This window comes from Inediibacterium massiliense, from assembly GCF_001282725.1.
GTDB lineage: Bacteria > Bacillota > Clostridia > Peptostreptococcales > Thermotaleaceae > Anaerophilus > Anaerophilus massiliensis.
The window spans coordinates 63,077-84,758 of the sequence record NZ_LN876583.1 but is presented as its reverse complement, the minus strand read 5'-3'; the positions used below and the strand labels follow the sequence as shown (position 1 = coordinate 84,758).

Annotated in this window: 17 protein-coding genes; 16 read left to right on the top strand and 1 reads right to left on the bottom strand. The window is 31.9% G+C overall.

Annotated features, from left to right (window positions below):
• Positions 1 to 28 precede the first annotated feature (28 nt).
• Entirely contained in the window at positions 29 to 1,375 is a 1,347-nt protein-coding gene (locus tag BN2409_RS00810; protein WP_053954762.1) for a glycosyltransferase family 39 protein, read from the top strand.
• Positions 1,376 to 1,410: 35 nt separating this feature from the next.
• Here BN2409_RS00810 and BN2409_RS00805 read toward each other — a convergent pair whose 3' ends face one another.
• Positions 1,411 to 2,271, bottom strand: a complete 861-nt coding sequence (locus BN2409_RS00805; protein ID WP_053954761.1) for a decaprenyl-phosphate phosphoribosyltransferase — start codon at positions 2,269 to 2,271, stop codon at positions 1,411 to 1,413.
• A 248-nt stretch (positions 2,272 to 2,519) separates the two neighbouring features.
• On the opposite strand from BN2409_RS00805, the gene BN2409_RS00800 reads away from it, so the two are divergent.
• The 15 genes from BN2409_RS00800 to prfA all read left to right on the top strand — a co-directional run bounded on the left by BN2409_RS00800 (position 2,520) and on the right by prfA (position 21,519).
• On the top strand, positions 2,520 to 4,691 hold the full coding sequence (locus BN2409_RS00800; protein ID WP_053954760.1) for a copper amine oxidase N-terminal domain-containing protein: 2,172 nt from the start codon (positions 2,520 to 2,522) through the stop codon (positions 4,689 to 4,691).
• 382 nt (positions 4,692 to 5,073) lie between these two features.
• Complete coding sequence (locus BN2409_RS00795; RefSeq protein WP_053954759.1) at positions 5,074 to 7,545, top strand: copper amine oxidase N-terminal domain-containing protein; 2,472 nt, start codon at positions 5,074 to 5,076, stop codon at positions 7,543 to 7,545.
• A 153-nt stretch (positions 7,546 to 7,698) separates the two neighbouring features.
• Entirely contained in the window at positions 7,699 to 9,270 is a 1,572-nt protein-coding gene (locus BN2409_RS00790; protein WP_053954758.1) for a stalk domain-containing protein, read from the top strand.
• Positions 9,271 to 9,286: 16 nt separating this feature from the next.
• Positions 9,287 to 10,066, top strand: coding sequence for a copper amine oxidase N-terminal domain-containing protein (locus BN2409_RS00785; RefSeq protein ID WP_053954757.1), 780 nt, complete (start codon positions 9,287 to 9,289; stop codon positions 10,064 to 10,066).
• A gap of 156 nt (positions 10,067 to 10,222) precedes the next feature.
• Entirely contained in the window at positions 10,223 to 12,127 is a 1,905-nt protein-coding gene (locus tag BN2409_RS00780) for an S-layer homology domain-containing protein (RefSeq protein WP_053954756.1), read from the top strand.
• 124 nt (positions 12,128 to 12,251) lie between these two features.
• Complete coding sequence (kal, locus tag BN2409_RS00775) at positions 12,252 to 12,641, top strand: 3-aminobutyryl-CoA ammonia lyase (protein ID WP_053954755.1); 390 nt, start codon at positions 12,252 to 12,254, stop codon at positions 12,639 to 12,641.
• A 24-nt stretch (positions 12,642 to 12,665) separates the two neighbouring features.
• Entirely contained in the window at positions 12,666 to 13,514 is an 849-nt protein-coding gene (gene kce, locus BN2409_RS00770) for a 3-keto-5-aminohexanoate cleavage enzyme (protein WP_053954754.1), read from the top strand.
• A 566-nt stretch (positions 13,515 to 14,080) separates the two neighbouring features.
• Positions 14,081 to 14,719, top strand: a complete 639-nt coding sequence (gene fsa, locus BN2409_RS00765; RefSeq protein ID WP_053954753.1) for a fructose-6-phosphate aldolase — start codon at positions 14,081 to 14,083, stop codon at positions 14,717 to 14,719.
• 10 nt (positions 14,720 to 14,729) lie between these two features.
• Positions 14,730 to 15,746, top strand: coding sequence for a class II fructose-bisphosphatase (gene glpX / locus BN2409_RS00760; RefSeq protein ID WP_053954752.1), 1,017 nt, complete (start codon positions 14,730 to 14,732; stop codon positions 15,744 to 15,746).
• Positions 15,739 to 16,707, top strand: coding sequence for a class II fructose-bisphosphatase (gene glpX / locus BN2409_RS00755; protein ID WP_053954751.1), 969 nt, complete (start codon positions 15,739 to 15,741; stop codon positions 16,705 to 16,707). The genes glpX (BN2409_RS00760) and glpX (BN2409_RS00755) overlap by 8 nt, the downstream gene beginning before the upstream one ends.
• Before the next feature lie 150 nt (positions 16,708 to 16,857).
• On the top strand, positions 16,858 to 18,195 hold the full coding sequence (gene rho, locus BN2409_RS00750; protein WP_053954750.1) for a transcription termination factor Rho: 1,338 nt from the start codon (positions 16,858 to 16,860) through the stop codon (positions 18,193 to 18,195).
• Positions 18,196 to 18,302: 107 nt separating this feature from the next.
• Positions 18,303 to 18,503, top strand: a complete 201-nt coding sequence (gene rpmE, locus BN2409_RS00745) for a 50S ribosomal protein L31 (RefSeq protein WP_053954749.1) — start codon at positions 18,303 to 18,305, stop codon at positions 18,501 to 18,503.
• 87 nt (positions 18,504 to 18,590) lie between these two features.
• Positions 18,591 to 19,547, top strand: a complete 957-nt coding sequence (locus BN2409_RS00740; RefSeq protein WP_330375348.1) for a DUF1385 domain-containing protein — start codon at positions 18,591 to 18,593, stop codon at positions 19,545 to 19,547.
• On the top strand, positions 19,538 to 20,428 hold the full coding sequence (gene prmC, locus BN2409_RS00735) for a peptide chain release factor N(5)-glutamine methyltransferase (RefSeq protein ID WP_242847889.1): 891 nt from the start codon (positions 19,538 to 19,540) through the stop codon (positions 20,426 to 20,428). Before BN2409_RS00740 ends, prmC begins: the two co-directional genes overlap by 10 nt.
• A gap of 23 nt (positions 20,429 to 20,451) precedes the next feature.
• The gene (prfA, locus tag BN2409_RS00730) at positions 20,452 to 21,519 is read left to right on the top strand and encodes a peptide chain release factor 1 (protein ID WP_053954748.1); all 1,068 of its coding nucleotides are present in this window, start codon (positions 20,452 to 20,454) and stop codon (positions 21,517 to 21,519) included.
• Positions 21,520 to 21,682: the final 163 nt, after the last annotated feature.

The window sequence follows — 21,682 nt, the reverse complement described above, 5'->3', positions numbered from 1 at the left end:
ACTAAAAACGTAGCAAATGGAGGTTACTATGAGAAAAAATGAAAACTGGAAAAATATGATAGGTTTTATATATGTGGTGATGATTTTTATACTAGGGGTGTATGCTAGGATATGGTATATAAATAATGTTCCTAGTAAGCCTGTATTTGATTTTGATGCTTATCAAACTATTGCAACAAATATTTTTATGCATTTAGGACATACGATGGATCGTATTCCTGTAGCTTTTCAAGGAATGGGATATCCTATGATTTTAGGATATATCTATAGAATATTTGGTAGTGCAGATATAATGATTGCGAAAAAATTTAATGTACTTTTATCAAGTTTGACAATTGTTTTGGTGTATTTGATTTTAATAAAGATGACCAAAAGAAAGTTTGTCATCTATACTGCTTATACGATTACAGTCCTTCTGCCAAATTATATTGCTTATAATAATGTAGTAGGAACAGAAGTGTTTTTTACATTTTTATTTAGTATGATTATATTTTTTCAAGTATATGATTTTCATCCTTATATAAAATATCCAATGCTAGGAGTGCTTATAGGGGTTACTGCTCTTACCAAACCTTTTTTTATGGCATATCCTGTGATTGTAGCTTGTGTAGAATATTTTAAAAATAAAAATTTAAAGCAAACAGTTTTAATGTTTGGATCAACATTTATTATTATGACACTGGTCATTGCTCCATGGACTTATAGAAATTATAAAAAATTTGGAAGGCTTATCCCAATATCCTATAACTCTGGATATGTATTATACATCAACAACAATGATTACAATACTACAGGAGCATGGATGGATTTAGAGGATGTAAAAGCTCCAAAAGAAGTAAAAGAACAAGTAAGAAATATATTGAAAACAAAAAATGTGAAAGTAGCTCATGAAATAGAGCCTATTATTAAACCACAAGGAAAGAAGTGGATATTATCTCATCCTATCACTTTCTTTAAACTAGGAACATTAAGATTAGAAGAAACTTTTTTTGGAGGAACTTGGGATATAGAAGCATGGACAGCAAATGATAATGAGAAAATCAAAAAAGAATATGATACATGGAAAAAACAAAGACAAGTAAATTATACAAGAGACATGAACTTTAAGATGGCTTATCAAAATATCATAGTCTATATTTTAACAAGTTTTGGAATGATTTATATGATTATAGGAATAAAGCCTATGATTATAGCTTTATTTAAAAGAGAATATAAACTTCCATATGATTTACTCATTCCATTTTTTAATACAGTTTTTTTAACAGCCGTATATTTTGTATATGAAGGACAAGCAAGATACAATTTTCCACTTCTATTTTTATTTGCTATAGCTATGGCTACTATGATGGATCGAATGATGAAGTCATTAGAATAAAATAACACCTGCTGATAGAAATCAGCAGGTGTTATTTATATAAAATACAAAATGAAAATACAGCTTATGGCCCACAAAAGAATATTGATAATGAGTGGAATATCACTTAATAAAACAAGCTCTGGATTTTCACCCATCCCTTTTTTATGCACAATATATTGATATCTAAAAATTCCATAGATGACAAAAGGAATAGTTCCCATCATATACATAGATCCACTTGCACTAAAGGTGTATAGAGAATATGCCATTACAGTAGAGGAAGTAACAATATGAAGCATATCATTTAAAAGCTCAGGAGTATATTCATGAAGAATCTTACGAGAGGTTTTATGCCCTTTTTCTATCCAATCCATTTCACTTTTTCTTTTATGTAGTGCTAAAAATAAGGATAATAAAAAAGTACATAATAAAAGCCACGGAGAAATTCTTACATCTATAAGGACTACACCTCCTAAAGCTCTTAGAACAAACCCTAAGGAAATAGTCATCACATCTAATATGACAATATGCTTTAAACCAAAGGAATAAAAGGTAACCAATAAAAAATACAAAAGTCCAATGACAAAAAACATAAAATTTATTTTATAAGCAATATAAAAAGCTCCAAATAAAGTAATGATTAAAAAAAGAATCGCTTCTTTACTGCCCACTGCTCCAGATGCAATAGGTCTCATACATTTTTTCGGATGCATCCTATCCTTTTCACGATCTACCAAGTCATTGACAATATAAACATTTCCAGAAAAAATACAAAAAAGAAAAAAACCTATGATACTAAGCTTTAAAAAGTAAAGATCAAAAAGATGATTTGAAAAAAGAATAGCTGCAAACAATATTAAATTCTTTGTCCATTGCTTTGGTCGCATTGTTTTTATTAGTCCTACTATATTCATATACAAACTCCTCTCTCATCTAATATTTCCATTTTAACACATATTCTATCAAAAAAGTATGTAATCTCTCTGTAATACCCCCTACCTAGAACCTATCTACCCATTGAAAATACTCGCATGAAACATTTACCAATATTACAGAATGGTTAAATCCATTGATTTATAATTGATGAATTTATATAATCTTTATGTAGCCAAGAGGTTACAAATTTCGACAAATTACAACAAAATTTAAGGAGGTATTTTACATGAAGAGAAAACTTTCTCTATTATTGGTACTAGCATTAATGGTATCATTAGTACCAATGAGCGCATTTGCTGCTACTGACAACAGTATGAGCAAAGTACCGCAAATCAAGGATGATTATAAGTTTACAGACAAAACTACAGCACCTCAGTTAAAAATTGAGGAAAAAAGTGATGATGAGTTTGGTAGTGCAACAACCAAACAAGTTTTCAGAATGAAGTTAGACAATGCAGAGTGGTTAGATGATTCTGATTTAACTTCTGGAGATTTTGCAGCAGATATGGCAAATGGATCTAATGCATTGGTAACAAGATTAAATGATACTACTGTAGAAGTGACAGTATATGGAGACAACACTCCAGAAAACAAAATTGCTTATCGTTTCCCAATGCTTGCAGAAGCACAAGGTAAAGGAGAATTAAAAGTAACAGTTGACGGAAGAGACAGTGTAATCAGTGGAGGTACTTATACATTTGCAGTAGCAGCAGCTGGAGATACAGTTGCTACAATTGACAAAGTAGAAGATTTTACTGATACAGCAACAATCAAAGACATCCAAATTGATGAAACAAAAATCGGAGCAATCGGAGCCGTAACAAACAGCAAAGTAAAATTAAAATTACCTACAGGATTCAAATGGGTAGGATCATCTGTAAATGTAGAATTTACAGGAGGATTAACAGGAGCTTCTATAGATGCTTCTAAAACAGTAATCGATGGAAGAAACTTAGAGTTTTATATGACTACTGCAACATCTTCTACAAGAGGAACAATCTATATCAAAGGATTACAAGTTACTGCTGAAAAAGATGCAGATTATGGAGATGTATCTGTATCTATCAGTGGAGATGACATTACAAGTGAAGATTTAGTAGTTGCAAAATACTGTGATTATAGTGTAAGTGTAAAAGCAGATGGAGATGCAAAAGAGATCATCTCTGGAAGAATGGCAGACAGCTATAGTGATGAAGAACATGAATTACAAACATTAATCATTGAAGAAAATGTAGAAAATGCATGGTTGGCAAACAGAAAAACTAGAGTAGAATTCCCATCTTGGGTAAAAGTATTAGGTGTAGAAGTAACAAAAGATACTGATAAAGTAAAAGATATCCAAGGAATTGAAGGAACATTAAATGCAGGATCTAAAGTAGAACTTACAGACAAAGGTGACAATTACGTAGAATTTACAGCAACTACTACAGGACAAGCAGAGCTTTATTTAAAATTCTTTGTATCTGTAGAAGCAGGTAAATCTGGAGATATCATTGCAAACGTAACAGGAAGAAGCTTAGACAAAGAAGCTGAAGTAGTATTAGGAAAAGCAGTAGCACCAATAAATGTAAAAGTTGATGTAAAAGATGTAAGAACAGGTATCAAAGGACAAGAAATCGGAGATATCACAATCACAGAAGGAAAATCAGAAGCAATCCAAGGAAAGAAAACATTAGTAGTAGCATTAGATGAATCAGTAAAATGGACAGCAATTCCTACTATCAAAGTAACAACAGGAAATGTAGATTTAGATGTTGACGGAGCAAAAGTAGATAAAAACATATTAACAATTCCAGTAGATTCAGACAGTAGTAAAGCAAGTACAATTGTACTTTCAGGAATCAAATTAGACTTAGACCGTACAGTAGCAGAAGGAGACATTGATGTTAAAGTTGGTGGATCTGCAATCGTAGAAAACTACGACAAAGATAAAACAGACGATGGATACTTCAGTGAAGAATATGCAGTAGAAACAGTAGGAGCAAGAGTAATTACTCCAGCAGATCAAAACACAAAACCAGGTGAAGCAGTAAACTTTGTAATCGGTCAAGCTGAATACAAAGTTGGAGATGTAACAAAAACTGCTGACGTAGCACCATACATCCAAGATGGAAGAACAATGTTATCTTTAAGATATGTTGCAGAAGCTATCGGGGTAAAAGATGCAAACATCATCTGGAATGAGCAAGCAAGAACAGTAACAATCTTCAAAGGAGATAGAATTGCTCAAGTAGAAATCGGAAGCAACAAATTAATGGTAAATGGTACTCCAATCTATATGGATACTGTAGCAACTATCAAAGATGGAAGAACAATGTTACCAGTAAGCTTTATCGCAAAAGCATTAGGATTAGATGCTGAGTGGGATGGAGCTACTCAAACAGTAACAATCAAATAGTAATAGAGAATATAAAAAGAGTCCGAAAGGGCTCTTTTTGTGTATTGTAAAAAGGATGTAATGATTTGTAATATGTTTGTAATGGTATTTTTAACTAATTTTTTATATAATAAGAACAAATAGGTTAGAAATATATTCCTATATAAGAAAGAAATGATGATACAAGAAAAAATAACTTATATTACACTTGTATTACATGCACTAGAAAATGTTGACTACATAAGAAATACTTGGTATAATCTATCATGTACACTAGAGGTGTTATTCTTTGAAAGTATATTCAAAAGAGTGTACTTTCAAAGGATAATGATCATTATCCTACAATTTTAGGGGGCAACCTCAAAAGACAAAAAAATAAAAATTTAAGGGAGGATTTATTAAGATGAAGAAAAAACTTTCTTTATTATTGGTACTAGCATTAATCGTATCATTAGTGCCAATGAGTGCATTTGCATCATCAGATAATGGTGTTACAAAAGTATTAAAAACAAAAGATGATGCAGAATTAAACAATGCAGATGAGGTACCATATGTAAAAATTAAAAATGATTCAAATGATTTTAGTTCAGAAGAAAGAATTAAGTTAAAGTTAACAAATGCAGAATGGTTAGATGATGGAGATGAAGTATCCAATGTAGTTTATAAAGACCATAGTGATGCTGTATCAGGAACTACTTTATATTCTGAAAGTGATGTAATAAAAGTTGTAAATGATGAAACACATTTCAAAAATTTTGAAAAAGCAATGGCAAATCAAATCGTACAAAAAAGTCAAAAAGGAAAAGACGGCAATCTAGTATTTAGTGATGTGAAAGACATTAATGTAAAAAGAATTTCAGATTCAACTGTAGAAATTACTTTTAAGGGTGCCTTTGACGAAGATGCAGAAATTAGAATCCCTTTATTTGTAGAATTAACAGATAAAGGAGAAGCAAAAGTAAATATTGAATCTATTGATGGTAATATTACAAGCAATAGTTATGCATTTGCTATTGGAGCAGGTGGAGATACTGTAACTACAATTGATAGTGCAGAAAGCTTTGCTGATGCTGTTGAAATCAAAACAATTCAAATTGATGAAGCAGCTATTAATGCAATCGGTAGAAATGAGTATAAAAAAGTGAAAGTAAAATTACCTACAAACTTTAAATGGGATAAAAAATCTGCAGAAATAGAACTTGGTGGAGCTTTTGTTGGAAAAACTACAATCCATAAAATGGATGAAACTGCTGGTACAACTTCATTAAGTGGAAGTGAGTATTTCACAGATGATCGTACATTAGAATTTAAAATTAAAGTTGCTAAGGATGCTTCACAAACAAGAGGAACAATTTACATCAAAAAATTAAACATTAAAGCAGATAAAAATGCTAAAAATGGCGATGTGATTGCAACTATTAGTGGAGATGATGTTACAACAGAAGATATTACTATTGCAAAATATGTAGATTATGATATTGTTGTAAAAGCAACTGAAGATCCAAAAGAATTAGTTGCTGGTCAATATGAAAGTGTAGAATGGCATGAGAAGAAGGAAGATGATGGAACATTATCTGGAGATCATGGTAGTGCTGATTTAACAAATGTTGGTAAAAATAAAAGTAATTATGCAACAACAGATGATGATGCTCACAAATTAGCAAAATTAAAAATCGAAGAAGAAGTAGAAAATTCTTGGATTACTGATAGAAAAACAAGAATAGAATTCCCAACTTGGGTAAAAATTCTTAAAGTAAAAGTAAAAGATAGCGATGATTTAAAAGGTTATCAAGGAAGTACTGGAGATAGTGCTATAGAAAAAGAGATAATGAGTCAATTTGACATTGGAGATAACTATGCTGAATTTAAACTTCAAAAAGATGGGGATAATCCAGAAGCAATGGTTGAATTACAATTCTATGTATCTGTAGAAGCAGGACATGAAGGAGATATCGTTGCTACAGTTGGTGGAAATGCAATGGATAAAGCAAGAGAAATTGTTTTAGGAAAAGCTGTAAAACCTGTTAAAACAGAAGTGAAAGCTGCTGACGTAAGAACTGGAGTTAAAAATCAAGCAATTGATAAAATTGTAATTAAAGAAGGTAAAGCTGAAGCAATTAAAAAAGAGAATGGAAAAACAACTAACTTAATTTTAAAATTAGAAGATGGTGTTAAATGGGCAGAAGTTCCAACTATCAAAGTAACAGATGGAAATCTTGATTTAGACCTTACTGGAGCTAAAGTTAAAGATGAAAGCTTAACAATTCCAGTAAAATCAGAAAGTTCTAAAGCATCTACAATTGAAATTACAGATGCAAAAGTAGATTTAGATCGTTCAGTTCCAGAAGGAAATATCGAATTAAGTCTTATGGGAGATGCAGTAGTAAGAAACTATGTAGATGGTGGAAAAGATGAACTTGGATTATTCAACGAAGATGAAGCAGACAAAGTAGTAGTAGCAAGAGTTATTACTCCAGCTGACAAAAATACTATGGCTGGTCAAGAAGTTAAATTCGTAATCGGAAACGCTGAATACCAAGTTGGAGAAGTAGTAAAAAATGCTGATGTTGCTCCATATATCAAAGATGGTAGAACAATGTTATCAGTAAGATACGTAGCAGAAGCTATGGGTGTACCAGAAGCAAGTATCGTATGGAACGACGCTGCTAGAACAGTTACTGTATTCAAAGGAGAAAGAGTTGCTCAAGTAACTATCGGAAGCCCTCAATTAATGGTTAACGGTACTCCAGTAATGATGGATACTGTAGCTGAAATCAAAGATGGAAGAACAATGCTTCCGATCAGCTTTATTGCTAAAGCTTTAGGAGCAGAAGCTAACTGGGATGCAGCTACTCAAACAGTTACTATTAAATAGTACATTTTAAAACACAAAAGAGTCTTTCAAATGAAAGGCTCTTTTTGTATATATTACAATTTCTTTAAGAAAAATACTTATTATTGAAGATTCTATATCATTCATATATAATGGAAAATAATATAGAATGTATAGAAAGAGGAGAGAAAACATATGAAACATAAAATCAAAAATACAGTTTCAGCTTTTGCAATGATAGGAATGATCTCAGCTCAACCTATCTTTGCAGCAGAGATAGCTTTACCTACAGATTTTGATGGAGTACAAAAGCAGATTATTGAGTTTAGAATGGATGACCGTAATTACAAAGTAGGAGATGAGGTAAAAAAAGGAGATACAGCACCATATATAAAAAACGGAAGAACGATGATGCCAATTAGAAATATAGCAGAAGTGATAGGAATCGATTCAAAGCTTATACAATGGGATGAGCAAAATCAAACCGTAAATATTTATAAGGATGACCAAATTATTCAAATGAAAGTGAATAGCAATATAGTCAATGTAGATGGAAGAAAAATTATCATGGATACTATAGTAGAAATGAAAGAGGATAGAGTCATGCTTCCAATAAAATATTTAGCGGATATTTTTGGAATAAATACGAAATATAATAGTATTACTAAAGTGGTTACCATCACTATAGAGAAAAACAATCAAGTAGAGAAAAAAGAATCTAGTAAACAAGAAAGTAATGAACAACAAAATCAAGAAAAAAAATGGGATTATACATATGATGATTTATTAGCCAAAGCTTTAAAATTTAGCAGGACATTAAAACAAGCTGAGATGGATGTAGATCGAGCAAAAGAAATGAAAGATGATGCTAGTGATGCTATAGATGAAATTCCTCTATCTTATGGAGTAGGAAAGGCAGAAAAACCTGTACATGATGCTTATCTGTATTTTAAAAGCGCAGAGGTGAATAGACAATTAGCAGATAGACAGATCAATAAAGTGAAGGACAAAATTGCATATGAAGTAAAGAGTGCATATTATGAAGTATTAAAATGGGAAGATGCAAAAAAAGTTGCGACTTTAGCTATAGACTTTTATAATAAAGATTTACAGCAAATTAAAGCAAAATATGATCAAGGAATGAGTAGCGAATTAGAAAAAAAACAATCAGAAAGAAATTATCAAAATGCAAAAAAAGAATTGGAGTTGGCAGATAAGGGATTGAAAAAAGCTTATGAACAATTAAATGATTTAATAGGAGCAAAAGCAGATGAAAGATATACTTTAAAAGGAGATATTGCTTTTGAAAAGATCAAGGATGAAGATATAGAAGGTCATATCATAAAATCTATTGAAGAAAGTCCTAGTTTATGGGCTTTGCAAAAGTCTATAGAACTAAAGGATTTAGGGGTAAAGCTTTATGTATATAATGTAGGGGGAGAGTCTTATAAAGTAAAAGAAATTGATGCTCAAAAGGCTACTATTGAATTAGGAGAAAAAAAGCAAGCTTATGAATATGGATTAAGAAAGATTTATACGTCTTTAAATCAACGAAAAGATCAATATGAACAACAAAAAATTGCACTAGAGCAGGCACAAGATGATTTAAAAAAAGCAAAGGTTAATATGGAAATTGGTATGACTATACCTCTAAAGGTGCAGCAAGCAACTTTACAAATAGAAAAAACTAAAAAAGAATTAAGGAATAAAGTGATGGAATATAACATATTGGCTATGGAATATGATAAATTATGGGTGAGAGAATAAAAGGGAGGAGTTAAAAATGAAGTATAAACAACTCATTACAGGATTGGTGATAGGATCTATGTTAGGAGCAGGAGCATCTGTCTTTGCTCAAGGTTCTTTGGTACCTGCTCAAATTGCAGATTATATTTCTTTTACTTTTAATGGAAAGCATAAAGCATTAGACAGTGAATATACAGTTCTGATGTATAAGGATCGTACTTATGTACCTGCAAGATTTATTGCAGAAAATCTAGGAGCTCAAGTGAAATGGGATGATGGAATGAAAATCATTTCTATTGTAAAGGAAGAGCCAAAAGAAGAGGTAAAGAAAACAGATAAGGAAGAACCAAAAGAGGAACCTAAGAAAGAAGAAGATAAAAAATCAGAAGATAAAAAAGAGGAACAAAAAGAAGAAAAAAAATCATCTATAGATTATAAAAAACTTCCAATCAGTCAGACTATAGGAGATGTGTGGATCTCTGTTACAGGAATATCTATAGATGAAGATGATAAAGTAGCTTCTGTATATATAAAAGTAGAGAATAAAGCAAGTACTCCAGTGCAAATTGACCAAAGAAGTGCTAAAATTATAGCAGGAGATAAAACATATAAACAAGAAGATGTAAGAGCTATTTACGATATCGATCCAACTTGGTTTAATGATATTAAAAAAGATGATGAAATCAATGGTGTCATCAAGATGCCTATTCCTACTAAAAAAGATGAACCATGGAAAAATATTACCTTGACTTTTAAGCTTCGCCAAAATGATGGGACTCAAAAGGAAACAGAATTAAAATTTGATATTGCTCTTTAATTCAGAAACACCTAAAGATTTCTTTAGGTGTTTCTATATTACTACTTTGTTACATTTTTCATTTTTAAAAGGATTATGGTACAATAGTATAGAAGTAGATAAAAAATTATGTATAATAGAAGTAAAAGTATAGGATATAAAGGAGGCTATGTACATATGAAGAAAAAAATATTATGTGGTATAATAACGGGCGCATTCATTGTAGCAAATACCATGGCAAGTTTTGCAGCCATCAACTTTTCAGATGTGCCAAACAATCATTGGGCAAAAGAATATATCAACAAAATGGCAGACAAAAAAATTATTAGTGGATATTTTGATGATTATAGCTTAAAAACTACTTTTAAACCGGATCAATCTGTAACTTACATAGAAGCTATGCAAATGATTTACAATACTTTGAAAATTTCTAACAAATTAAAAAGTAATAGTGGATTAACAGCAAAATATAGTACTGTTATGAATCAAAATAAAGTCCCAGATTGGGCAAAAGATGCTGTAGCCTATGGATTAGAGTATGGGATTATTCGCTCAGATGATCTAAAGATTATTATCAAAAACGGAAAACAAGTATCTGCCAAGAAAGTAGATATTGCAGTATTTATTGGAAAAGCCATAGACATGAAGGATCAAATTGACCCATTACCAGTACTTACCTTTACAGATGCAGAAAGTATTTCTACCGTAGCTAAACCTTATGTAGATTTATTAGAAAAGAAAAAAATTATTGGTGGAGATGAAAAGAAAAGATTTAACCCAAATAGTATTGTAAATAGAGCAGTAATGGCTACTATGTGTTCTAAGACTTATGATTTATTAGGTACTCAGACGAGTGTAGTTACACCACCTGTAGAAAATAATACAAATACTGATAATACAAATACTAATAATATTAATAATGGATCAAAAGTATTACAAAGAATCATTAGCTATATATCGTTAGATGCCAATATGATTATGGTAAAAGGTGGGGAAGAAAAAGAAGAAGTATACAATCTTAAAGGTGTAACCATCCTTATTAATGGAAAAACAAAAGCGATGAAGGATTTAAATAAAGGGGATGGCATTAAGCTTATTTATAACAAAAATGGAGAATTAGATACGGTCGAAGTAGACAATGCAGTGACTACTTGGTATGGAAAAGTAGAAAAATTAGAAAAAAAATACGATTATGATCTTTTAACTGTTCGTAATACAGATAACTTGGTGCTCAAAAAAGAAATACAAATAGATAATAATACAGAAATGAAATATGATGGAAAAAAAATATCTACGGATAGATTGATAGAAGGAGAAGAAATAAAAGTAAAATTTATAGGAGATAAAGCTATAACTATTGAACTTCAATCTAAAGAAAAAATATATGAAGGAATTTTAGAGTCCTCTGTATTATTTAAAGAAAAACCAATATTAAAATTTAGAACCAATAGCAATAAAGTACTAGAACTAGAGATAGAGGATAGACCTACTATTAGAAAAGATAGAAGAAAAGTAGAGTTAGATGAATTGTCAAAAGGAGATATAGCAACTATTACAGTGCATTATGACAAAGTAGTAGAAGTTATAGCTGCAAGTAGAGAAGAAAGAACAAGAGATGAAGGGGTAATCAAACAAATTATTATAGGAGACCCTACAAAGATTACTATTTTAACAGATGATAAAGAAACAAGGACCTATGAAGTATCTAATGGAGTAGATGTAAAAATTGATGATGAAAATAAAAAACTGAATGATTTAGATATTCACTATGATGTAACATTAAGACTTGAAAATAATAAAATAATTAAGATTGAAGCAAAAAAAGCTGCCAATAAAGATAACATTACAGGAGAGGTTATTAAAGTTTACTCTAAATACAATCGAATTACTGTAAAAAATTTTGATCCAGTAAAAAAAGAATATGTAACTACTTCTGTTACTGTAACAGATGATACAAAGATATGGTCTTTCAAAGGAGATCCAATTAAGATTGGACATTTAAGAGAAGATACGACTATATTTATTGATGGATATGATGATGATGGTATGTTTGTAGCTAATAGAATTATAGAATTAAACTAAAATAAATCCATCATTCACCCATTGTAAATATTTTGCTTTTGGGATATAATGATATAGGCATAGGTAAAATACTAGATATTGGTTTTCCATATCTTTATTACTAAAGAAATTGGAGGAATTGAAAATGGCAAATGTTAAATCAATGTTAAGATTAAGAATGAGTGCAAAGGATGCACATTATGGTGGAGAATTAGTAGACGGAGCACATATGGTACATCTATTTGGAGATCTTGCTACAGAATTATTAATTATTAGAGATGGAGACGAAGGTCTTTTTGCTGGATACGAAGAAATCAAATTCTTAGCGCCAGTATATGCAGGAGATTATATTGAAGTAGTTGGAGAAATTATCCAAGAAGGAAATTCTTCAAGAAAAATGAAATTTGAAGCAAGAAAAGTAGTTGTTTCAAGAAAAGATATCAGTGCTTCAGCTGCTGATGTATTAGAAGAACCAATCGTTGTTGCTACAGCTATCGGTACTTGTGTGACACCAAAAGCTTGCCAAAGAAAATAATAAATACCAAGGAGGATCACAAGAATGGAAAAATTAATCATTACCGCTGCAATATGTGGTGCAGAAGTAACAAAAGAACATAATCCAAACGTTCCATACACTGTAGAAGAAATTGCAAGAGAAGCAGAATCTGCTTATAAAGCAGGAGCAAGTATCATTCACTTACATGTACGTAATGATGATGGAACTCCTACGCAAGATAAAGCTAGATTTAAAGCATGTATTGATGCAATTAGAAAGCTTTGTCCAGATGCAATCATTCAACCATCTACAGGTGGAGCAGTAGGAATGACAGATATGGAAAGACTTCAATCTACAGAAGTTGAAGAACCACAATTAGGACTTAAACATCCTGAAATGGCAACTCTTGACTGTGGAACTTGTAACTTTGGTGGAGACGAAGTATTCGTAAACACTGACAACACTATCAAAACTTTTGGAAAAACAATGATCGAAAGAGGAGTAAAACCTGAAATCGAAGTATTTGACAAAGGTATGGTAGATATTGCAATCAAAATGCACAAAAAAGGATTTATAAAGGCTCCAATGCATTTTGACTTTGTACTAGGAGTACAAATGACAGCTACAGCTAGAGATTTAGCATTCATCGCAGACAGCATTCCAGCAGGATCTACATGGACAGTAGCTGGTGTTGGTAAAAACCAATACCCAATGGCAGCATTAGCAATCGTTATGGGTGGACACGTAAGAGTAGGATTTGAAGACAATGTATACATTGAAAAAGGTGTTATGGCAGAAAGCAATGGACAAATGGTAGAAAAAGCTGTTCGTCTTGCTAAAGAATTAGGAAGAGAAATTGCAACACCTGCAGAAGCAAGAGAAATCCTAGGATTAAAACCACTTAATAAATAATACATAAAAAACCCCTATTATTAGGGGTTTTTTGTATTCCTTTTTATAACCACCAATAGTATGATTTATATTTACAAAAAGGTTAGTGAATAATATTAAAGATTTAATAAAAAAATCAGTATATAGAAGAATAAAAATCCGTAAATTTGGCAGGACGCCAAATTAGCCACTATTGATAGGATGTCAAATGAGTGGTGTTATGATTTTAAAGAAGTTATATACTAGATTTATTCTAAATGTTTAAAGAAGTGAATGTTCTTTTTATAACTACCAATTGTACGATTTATATTTGTAAAAAGGTTAGAGAATAATATTAAAGATTTAGTAAAAAAATCAGTATATAGAAGAATAAAAATCCGTAAATTTGGTAGGACACCAAATTAGCCACTATTGACAGGATGTCAAATGAGTGGTGTTAGGATTTTTAAGAGACTATATACTAGATTTTCTCTAAATATTTAAACATATGAACGTTCTTTTTACAAATATAAACCCTGCAAACCTTTTAACTGGACACAGTTTTGTATATAATAGAGATAGAAAAGTTTAAAAAGGAGGATCTACAGTTGAAACTATTTATTGACACAGCCAACATAGAAGAAATAAAAGAAATCAGTACTTGGGGAATATTATCAGGAGTTACTACAAATCCAAGCTTAATTGCCAAAGAAGGAAGAGACTTTCAAACAGTTATTAAAGAAATCGTGACTTTAGTAGATGGACCGATTAGTGCAGAGGTTATGGGAGATACTTGTGAAGAAATGGTAGAAGAAGGAGAAATATTGTCTAAAATACATAAAAATATAGTCATAAAAATTCCTATGACAGCAGAAGGATTAAAAGCTGTAAAAATGTTGTCTAGCAAAAATATCAAAACAAATGTAACATTAATATTTTCTGCCAATCAAGCACTACTTGCTGCAAGGGCAGGGGCAAGCTTTGTCAGTCCATTTGTAGGAAGAATGGACGATATTGGAAATCCTGGCGTAGATTTAGTGAGCGATATATCTAATATATTTAATATTCATGGAATAGATACAGAAATTATTGCAGCAAGTATCAGACATCCTCAACATGTAATGGATGCAGCTTTAGCAGGATCAGATATTGCAACTATACCTTATAAAGTATTTATGAGTATGTTAAAGCATCCTATGACAGACCAAGGAATTGAAAAATTTAAAAAAGACTGGAACAATCAATAGGAGGAGTATAATGGATAGAAACCTAGCGTTAGAATTAGTAAGAGTAACAGAAACAGCAGCATTAGCTTGTGGAAGATATATGGGAAGAGGAGATAAAAATGCAGCAGATCAAGCTGCTGTAGATGGTATGAGAAAGGCTTTTTCTTCTGTATCTATAAAAGGGACTGTAGTCATTGGAGAAGGAGAATTAGATGAAGCTCCTATGCTTTATATTGGAGAAGAAGTAGGAACATGTAAAGAAACAGATCGAGAAGTAGATATTGCAGTAGATCCATTAGAAGGTACAAACCTGATTGCTAAAGGACTTCCTAATGCCATTGCAGTTATTGCTATGGGACCTAAAGGAGGACTTTTACATGCTCCAGATACTTATATGAAAAAAATTGCAGTAGGTTCAAAGGCAAAGGGTGTAATCCACATTGATGATCCGGTTGAAAAAAACCTAAGAGCAGTGTCTCAAGCCATTCATAAAGATCTTGAAGATATGACAGTGATCATCCAAGATCGACCAAGACATTATGACTTGGTTCGAGAAGTAAGAAGAGTAGGTTGTCGTATCAAATTATTTAGTGATGGAGATGTGGCAGCTGCTATTGCTACTTGCTTTGAGAATACAGGAATAGATGTGTTTATGGGGATCGGTGGAGCTCCAGAGGGAGTCATCGCAGCCGCAGCTATTAAATCTATGGGAGGAGAAATGCAAGGAAAATTAAATCCCATGTCAGATGAAGAAATGGAAAGATGTATAAAATTAGGGCTAGATGAAGAAAGTGTCTATAAAGTACTTACTTTGGACGATCTAGTAAAATCAGATGATGTATTCTTTGTAGCAACAGGAGTATCTGATGGAGACCTTTTAAAAGGAGTTACATATCTTGAAGGAAACAAAGCAAAAACTCAGTCTGTAGTCATGCGTTCTAAAACAGGAACCATTCGTTTTGTAGAAGCTACCCATAGACTCAATAAAAATGAAATATTAAAAGAGACTATGGAAAAACATAAACAAGGGGGATTTATTAATGGATAGAAATTTAGCACTAAACTTAGCGAGAGTAACAGAGGCAGCAGCATTAGGAGCAGCCAAATATATGGGAAGAGGAGATAAAAATATTGCAGATCAAGCTGCAGTAGATGGCATGAGAAATATGCTAGATACTTTAAATATTGATGGAGTTGTAGTAATAGGAGAAGGGGAAATGGATGAAGCTCCAATGCTTTATATTGGAGAACAAATTGGAAAAGCTACAAGCAGTGCCATCAAAGTAGATATTGCAGTAGATCCAGTAGATGGAACCAATTGTGTTGCCAAAGGACTACCTAATGCAGTAGCTGTAGTAGCTATTGCTCCAAGAGGACATCTACTCAATGCACCAGATATGTATATGGATAAAATTGCAGTAGGACCAAAGGCAAAAGGAGTGATAAAATTAGATGCTCCTGTAAAAGAAAATTTAAAAAATGTAGCTAAGGCTTTAAATAAAAATATTACAGATTTAACTGTGACTATGTTAGATCGTGAAAGACATGAGGGGATTATAAAAGAATGTAGGGAATTGGGAGTAAGAATTAAATTATTCCAAGAAGGAGATGTAGCGGCTGCTATTGCTACTTGTTTTGAAGATAGAGGAGTAGATATTATGCTAGGAATAGGTGGAGCTCCAGAGGGAGTCATCGCAGCAGCAGCTCTCAAATGTCTTGGAGGAGAATTCCAAGGAAGACTTGTGCCTTATGAAGAAGAAGAAAAACAAAGATGTGAGAAAATGGGAGTGGATTGCAGCAAAGTTCTTCTTATGGATGATTTAGTAAAAGGAGATGAAGTATTCTTTGCAGCTACAGGAATATCTGAAGGTGATTTATTAAATGGTGTGACTTATTATGGAAATAATATGGCGAAAACTCATTCTGTTGTTATGAGAGCTGAAACAGGCACCATAAGATTTATCGAAGCCATTCACAAACTAGATCAAAAACCTGAATATGCAAAATAAAAGCCTTGACAATAAAAATTTCACCGTATACAATTGATACGATGTTATAAAGGCAATTCAAATTATAGTGCTAGTTTTTACTAGCACTATAAATTATATTAAATAAAAATATTTCAAACGGTATGTTTTGTATATGATGGAGGTGCGGTGTTGGAATTTGTAGATCTAGATAAAAAGAAGCTAGATGAATTGCGAAGTATTGCAAAAAATCTAGGTCTTAAAAATATAAATAAGTACAAAAAAAATGAGTTGATAGAACAAATTCTACAGAATAAAAATAATCAAAAAGCTGAGGAAGTACCTTTAGAAGAAAAAATAGTACCTATGCGTAGAGAAAGCTTTCCACAAAAAATTAACAATGAAATTAATAATAGTGCTGCAGTAGATACAGTAGAGGGAGTACTTGAGATTACAGAAGGTGGATTTGGATTTTTAAGATTTTATAATTTTTTAACTAGTGATGAGGATGTGTATGTATCTCCATCTCAAATTAGAAGATTTAATTTAAAGACAGGAGATAAAATTTCAGGTATTACAAGGCCTCCAAAAAGTGGAGAAAAGTTTAGAGCCCTTCTTTATGTTCAAAAGGTAAACAATGACAATCCTGAAGTTGCTTCGAAAAGACCAAACTTTGATAATCTCACACCTATTTATCCCAATCAAAGAATTACCCTTGAATATGATCCTACAGATCTTTCTACGAGAATCATCGATTTAATTGCTCCTATTGGAAAAGGACAAAGAGGATTGATTGTAGCTCCGCCAAAAGCAGGGAAGACGATACTTCTTAAGAAAATTGCAAATAGTATTGCCAAAAAACATAAAGATATAGAAATCATTGTACTTTTAATTGATGAACGGCCTGAAGAAGTAACAGATATGCAAAGATCTATTGAAGGAGAAGTAATTTATTCTACTTTTGATGAACTTCCAAGCCATCATATTAAAGTGGCAGAGATGGTTTTAAATCGAGCACAAAGACTTGTAGAGCATGGAAAAGATGTGGTCATATTATTAGATAGTATTACAAGACTAGCGAGAGCATATAATCTTACCATTCCTACTACAGGAAGAACCCTATCAGGAGGGTTAGATCCTGGGGCGTTACATAAACCAAAAAGATTTTTTGGAGCCGCTAGAAATATAGAAGAAGGTGGAAGTTTAACCATATTAGCAACTGCATTAGTAGATACGGGAAGCAGAATGGATGATGTTATTTTTGAAGAATTTAAAGGAACTGGAAATATGGAGCTTCATCTGGATCGAAAGCTCTCAGAAAAAAGAATTTTCCCAGCTATTAATTTAAATAAATCAGGAACAAGAAAAGAAGAATTGCTTCTTACTCAAAAAGAGATAGAAACCATTTGGAATATTAGAAGAGCTATGTCTAATAATCCTACTCAGGAAGTGACAGAAGCTATTATTTCAAAGCTTACAAGGACAAAAGACAATTTAGAATTCGTAGAAAAAATGAGAAATCAAATATAAATAAAAATTTCTTGAAGTCTAGAAATGATTATGCTATAATGTAATAGTTGAAATTTAGATTATCATAATATTGATATAGAGTAACGCAAGAGAAAGAGGTGAATAGCATGAAACCAGGAATCCACCCAGATTATAAAAAAGCAGTAGTTAAATGTGCTTGTGGACATACATTTGAAACAGGTTCAGTAAAAGATGAAATCAAAGTTGAAATTTGTTCACAATGTCATCCATTCTACACTGGCAAACAAAAATTTGTAAGCCAAGGTGGTCGTGTTGATAAATTCAAACAAAAATATGGAATCAAATAAGAGTATTTTGTATAATCTGAGGTTAGGGATGTATATTCCTAACCTTTGTTGTATATACTCAAAGTTGAGTTTGAAAGGAAGATGGCTTTGGAATTTGAAAAGATTTTTGCAAAACATATAAAGCCTACAAATATAGGTGGGCAGGCTGTCATCGAAGGAGTTATGATGAGGGGAAAAGATGATGTTGCCATTGCTGTAAGAAAGCCGGATCAAGAAATTGTCATCAAAACAGAAAAAGTAAAAGGAATCACAACAAGTTCGTGGACCAAACTTCCTATTTTAAGGGGAGGCTTTGCACTGATTGATGCAATGATTTTAGGAGTAAAATCTTTAACTTATTCTGCTGAATTTTTTGAAGAAGAAGAGCAAAATCAAGAAAAAGGAAAGATAGAAACTTGGATCGAAAATAAATTTGGAGACAAGGTAAATGATATTTTAATTTATGTGTCTGTTTTTATGGCTTTATTAGTGGGAATTGGTATTTTTATTATTTCGCCTACTCTTGCTACGAATTTCTTAAAGACAAAAATACATGTGCCTTGGATTTTAAATTTAGTAGAGGGATTTTTAAGGATTGTGCTTTTTGTAGGATATATTTCACTCATTTCTCAAATGAAGGATATCAAAAGAGTATTTGAGTATCATGGAGCAGAGCATAAAACCATACATTGTTATGAGAGCGGCCTAGATTTAACAGTAGAAAATGCAAAAAATTTTCCTAGACTTCATCCTAGATGTGGAACAAGCTTTCTAGTAATTGTAATGATTGTAAGTCTTCTTTTATTTTCATTGATTGGATGGCCGAATCCTTGGATGAGAATATTGTTTAGATTGATTTTAATGCCTGTTGTGGCAGGACTTTCTTATGAAATTATCCGATTTGCAGGAAAGAGTCAATCAAAAATAGTCAGAATCATCAGCTATCCAGGACTTCTTTTACAAAAGCTTACAACAAAAGAACCAGATGATAGTCAACTGGAAGTGGCTATTGCTGCTATGAAGCATGTTTTAAAAGATGAAAGTGAGGTAGACCTTTGGCAGTAAATATGATAGAGATTTTAAAGAGTGCGGTAAAAAAATTGGAAGGAAACAACATACAAACACCTCTGTTAGATGCAGAGGTGATTTTGTGTGATTTATTAAAAAAAGACAAAATTTTTATTTTTACTCATAGAGATTATGTTTTAAATGATGAAGAAGAAAAGATGTTTTGGAAATGCATTGATCAAAGAATCAAAGGAGTACCTGTTCAATACATTATAAAAAAACAAGAATTTATGGGACTAGATTTTTATGTAGAAGAAGGAGTGCTTATTCCAAGACCAGATACAGAAATTTTAGTAGAAGAAGTAATAGATTGGGCAAAAAATAGAAATACTGAAAAGATAAGGGTTGTTGATTTAGGAACTGGAAGTGGAGCGATTAGTGTAAGCCTTTCAAAATATATAAAAAAATCCTTTGTGTATGCAGTAGATCTATCTCTTGTAGCGCTTTCTATTGCAAAGAAAAATGCAAAAGAAAATGAAGTAGAGATTATATTTTTACAGGGAGATTTGTTTGAGCCTTTGAAGAACTTAAAGGAAAAATTAGATATAGTAGTTTCTAACCCTCCTTATATTCCTAAAGAAGATATAAAAACTTTACAAGTAGAAGTACAAAAATATGAACCCATCCTTGCTTTAGATGGAGGAGAAGATGGTCTGGATTATTATAGAAGAATTATAGATCAATCGCCACTATTTTTAAGGGATAAAGGACTTTTGGCATTAGAGGTAGGACATGATCAAGCAGATGAAGTAATTTCTCTTATGAAAATGAAGGGTTGTTATGAAAATATAAAAAAGATTAAGGATTTATCAGGAATAGAGAGAGTCATCACAGCTACATTGTGTGAAAGTACTAAAAATGATATAATAGATTGTTAACAGAAAATGTGCGAGGTGAAATTATGTTTGATAAACTAGACTTTTTGCAAGATAAATATGATGATTTAAGTCAAAAGGTAGCGGACCCTGAAATTATCAATGATCAAACTCAGTGGCAAAAATACATTAAAGAGCTTGCAGAAATAGAGCCTATTGTAAATAAGTATAAAGAATACAAAGAAACAAAAGAGGGAATAGAAGAAGCAAAATCTATTTTAGAAGAAAGCCATGACGAAGAATTTAGAGAAATGGCAAAGATGGAGCTTCATGAACTTAGCGACAAAATAGAAGTTATTCAAGAAGAATTAAAGATTTTACTCATTCCAAAGGATCCTAACGATGAAAAAAATGTTATTGTAGAGATTCGTGGAGGAGCTGGAGGAGACGAAGCGGGACTTTTTGCAGGAGATTTATTTAGAATGTATACAAGATATGCAGAAAGAAATAGATGGAAAGCAGAAATGATGAGCTTAAGTGAAACGGGAGTAGGTGGGGTCAAAGAAGTAATATTTATGATCAAAGGAAAAGGAGCTTACTCAAAACTTAAATATGAAAGTGGCGTACACAGAGTGCAAAGAATTCCATCTACAGAATCAGGAGGAAGAATTCATACATCTACAGCTACAGTAGCAGTACTTCCAGAAGTAGATGATGTAGAGATTGAAGTAAATCCAAATGATGTACGTGTAGATGTATTCCGTTCTTCTGGAAATGGGGGACAAAGTGTTAATACTACAGACTCTGCTGTAAGACTTACCCACATACCTACAGGAATCGTAATTTCATGTCAAGATGAAAAATCACAGCTTAAAAACAAAGAAAAAGCATTTAAAGTATTAAAAGCTAGATTATATGATAAAATGCTTGCAGAGCAAAATGCAGAAATAGCAGAAGAAAGAAAAAGCCAAGTGGGTACAGGAGATAGAAGTGAAAGAATCAGAACCTACAATTTCCCACAAGGAAGAGTTACAGACCATAGAATTACTTTAACACTATACAAGCTTGACCAATTTTTAGATGGAGACATTGATGAAATATTAGATGCACTCATCACAACAGATCAAGCAGAAAAATTACAACAAGTAGTATAATAAAAAAGCTGAGGAACTTAAGTTTCTCAGCTTTTTTTATTTCTGAAAATCCAGGTAAAATCGAGGGACGGTTAAACAGTTTTAATTGTTTATATATTTTTCATTAGGGGTTTGTATCAAAATCTAATAAAATCTATGGCCTTTGAATTTTCTTTAGAAAGGT

Coding starts and splice junctions, on each gene's coding strand:
- glpX (WP_053954752.1), top strand. CDS start 14,730: ATGGATAGAAACCTAGCGTTAGAATTAGTAAGAGTAACAGAAACAGCA.
- rpmE (WP_053954749.1), top strand. CDS start 18,303: ATGAAACCAGGAATCCACCCAGATTATAAAAAAGCAGTAGTTAAATGT.
- BN2409_RS00805 (WP_053954761.1), bottom strand. CDS start 2,271: ATGAATATAGTAGGACTAATAAAAACAATGCGACCAAAGCAATGGACA.
- BN2409_RS00780 (WP_053954756.1), top strand. CDS start 10,223: ATGAAGAAAAAAATATTATGTGGTATAATAACGGGCGCATTCATTGTA.
- glpX (WP_053954751.1), top strand. CDS start 15,739: ATGGATAGAAATTTAGCACTAAACTTAGCGAGAGTAACAGAGGCAGCA.
- BN2409_RS00800 (WP_053954760.1), top strand. CDS start 2,520: ATGAAGAGAAAACTTTCTCTATTATTGGTACTAGCATTAATGGTATCA.
- prfA (WP_053954748.1), top strand. CDS start 20,452: ATGTTTGATAAACTAGACTTTTTGCAAGATAAATATGATGATTTAAGT.
- kce (WP_053954754.1), top strand. CDS start 12,666: ATGGAAAAATTAATCATTACCGCTGCAATATGTGGTGCAGAAGTAACA.
- BN2409_RS00795 (WP_053954759.1), top strand. CDS start 5,074: ATGAAGAAAAAACTTTCTTTATTATTGGTACTAGCATTAATCGTATCA.
- BN2409_RS00790 (WP_053954758.1), top strand. CDS start 7,699: ATGAAACATAAAATCAAAAATACAGTTTCAGCTTTTGCAATGATAGGA.
- BN2409_RS00785 (WP_053954757.1), top strand. CDS start 9,287: ATGAAGTATAAACAACTCATTACAGGATTGGTGATAGGATCTATGTTA.
- BN2409_RS00810 (WP_053954762.1), top strand. CDS start 29: ATGAGAAAAAATGAAAACTGGAAAAATATGATAGGTTTTATATATGTG.
- kal (WP_053954755.1), top strand. CDS start 12,252: ATGGCAAATGTTAAATCAATGTTAAGATTAAGAATGAGTGCAAAGGAT.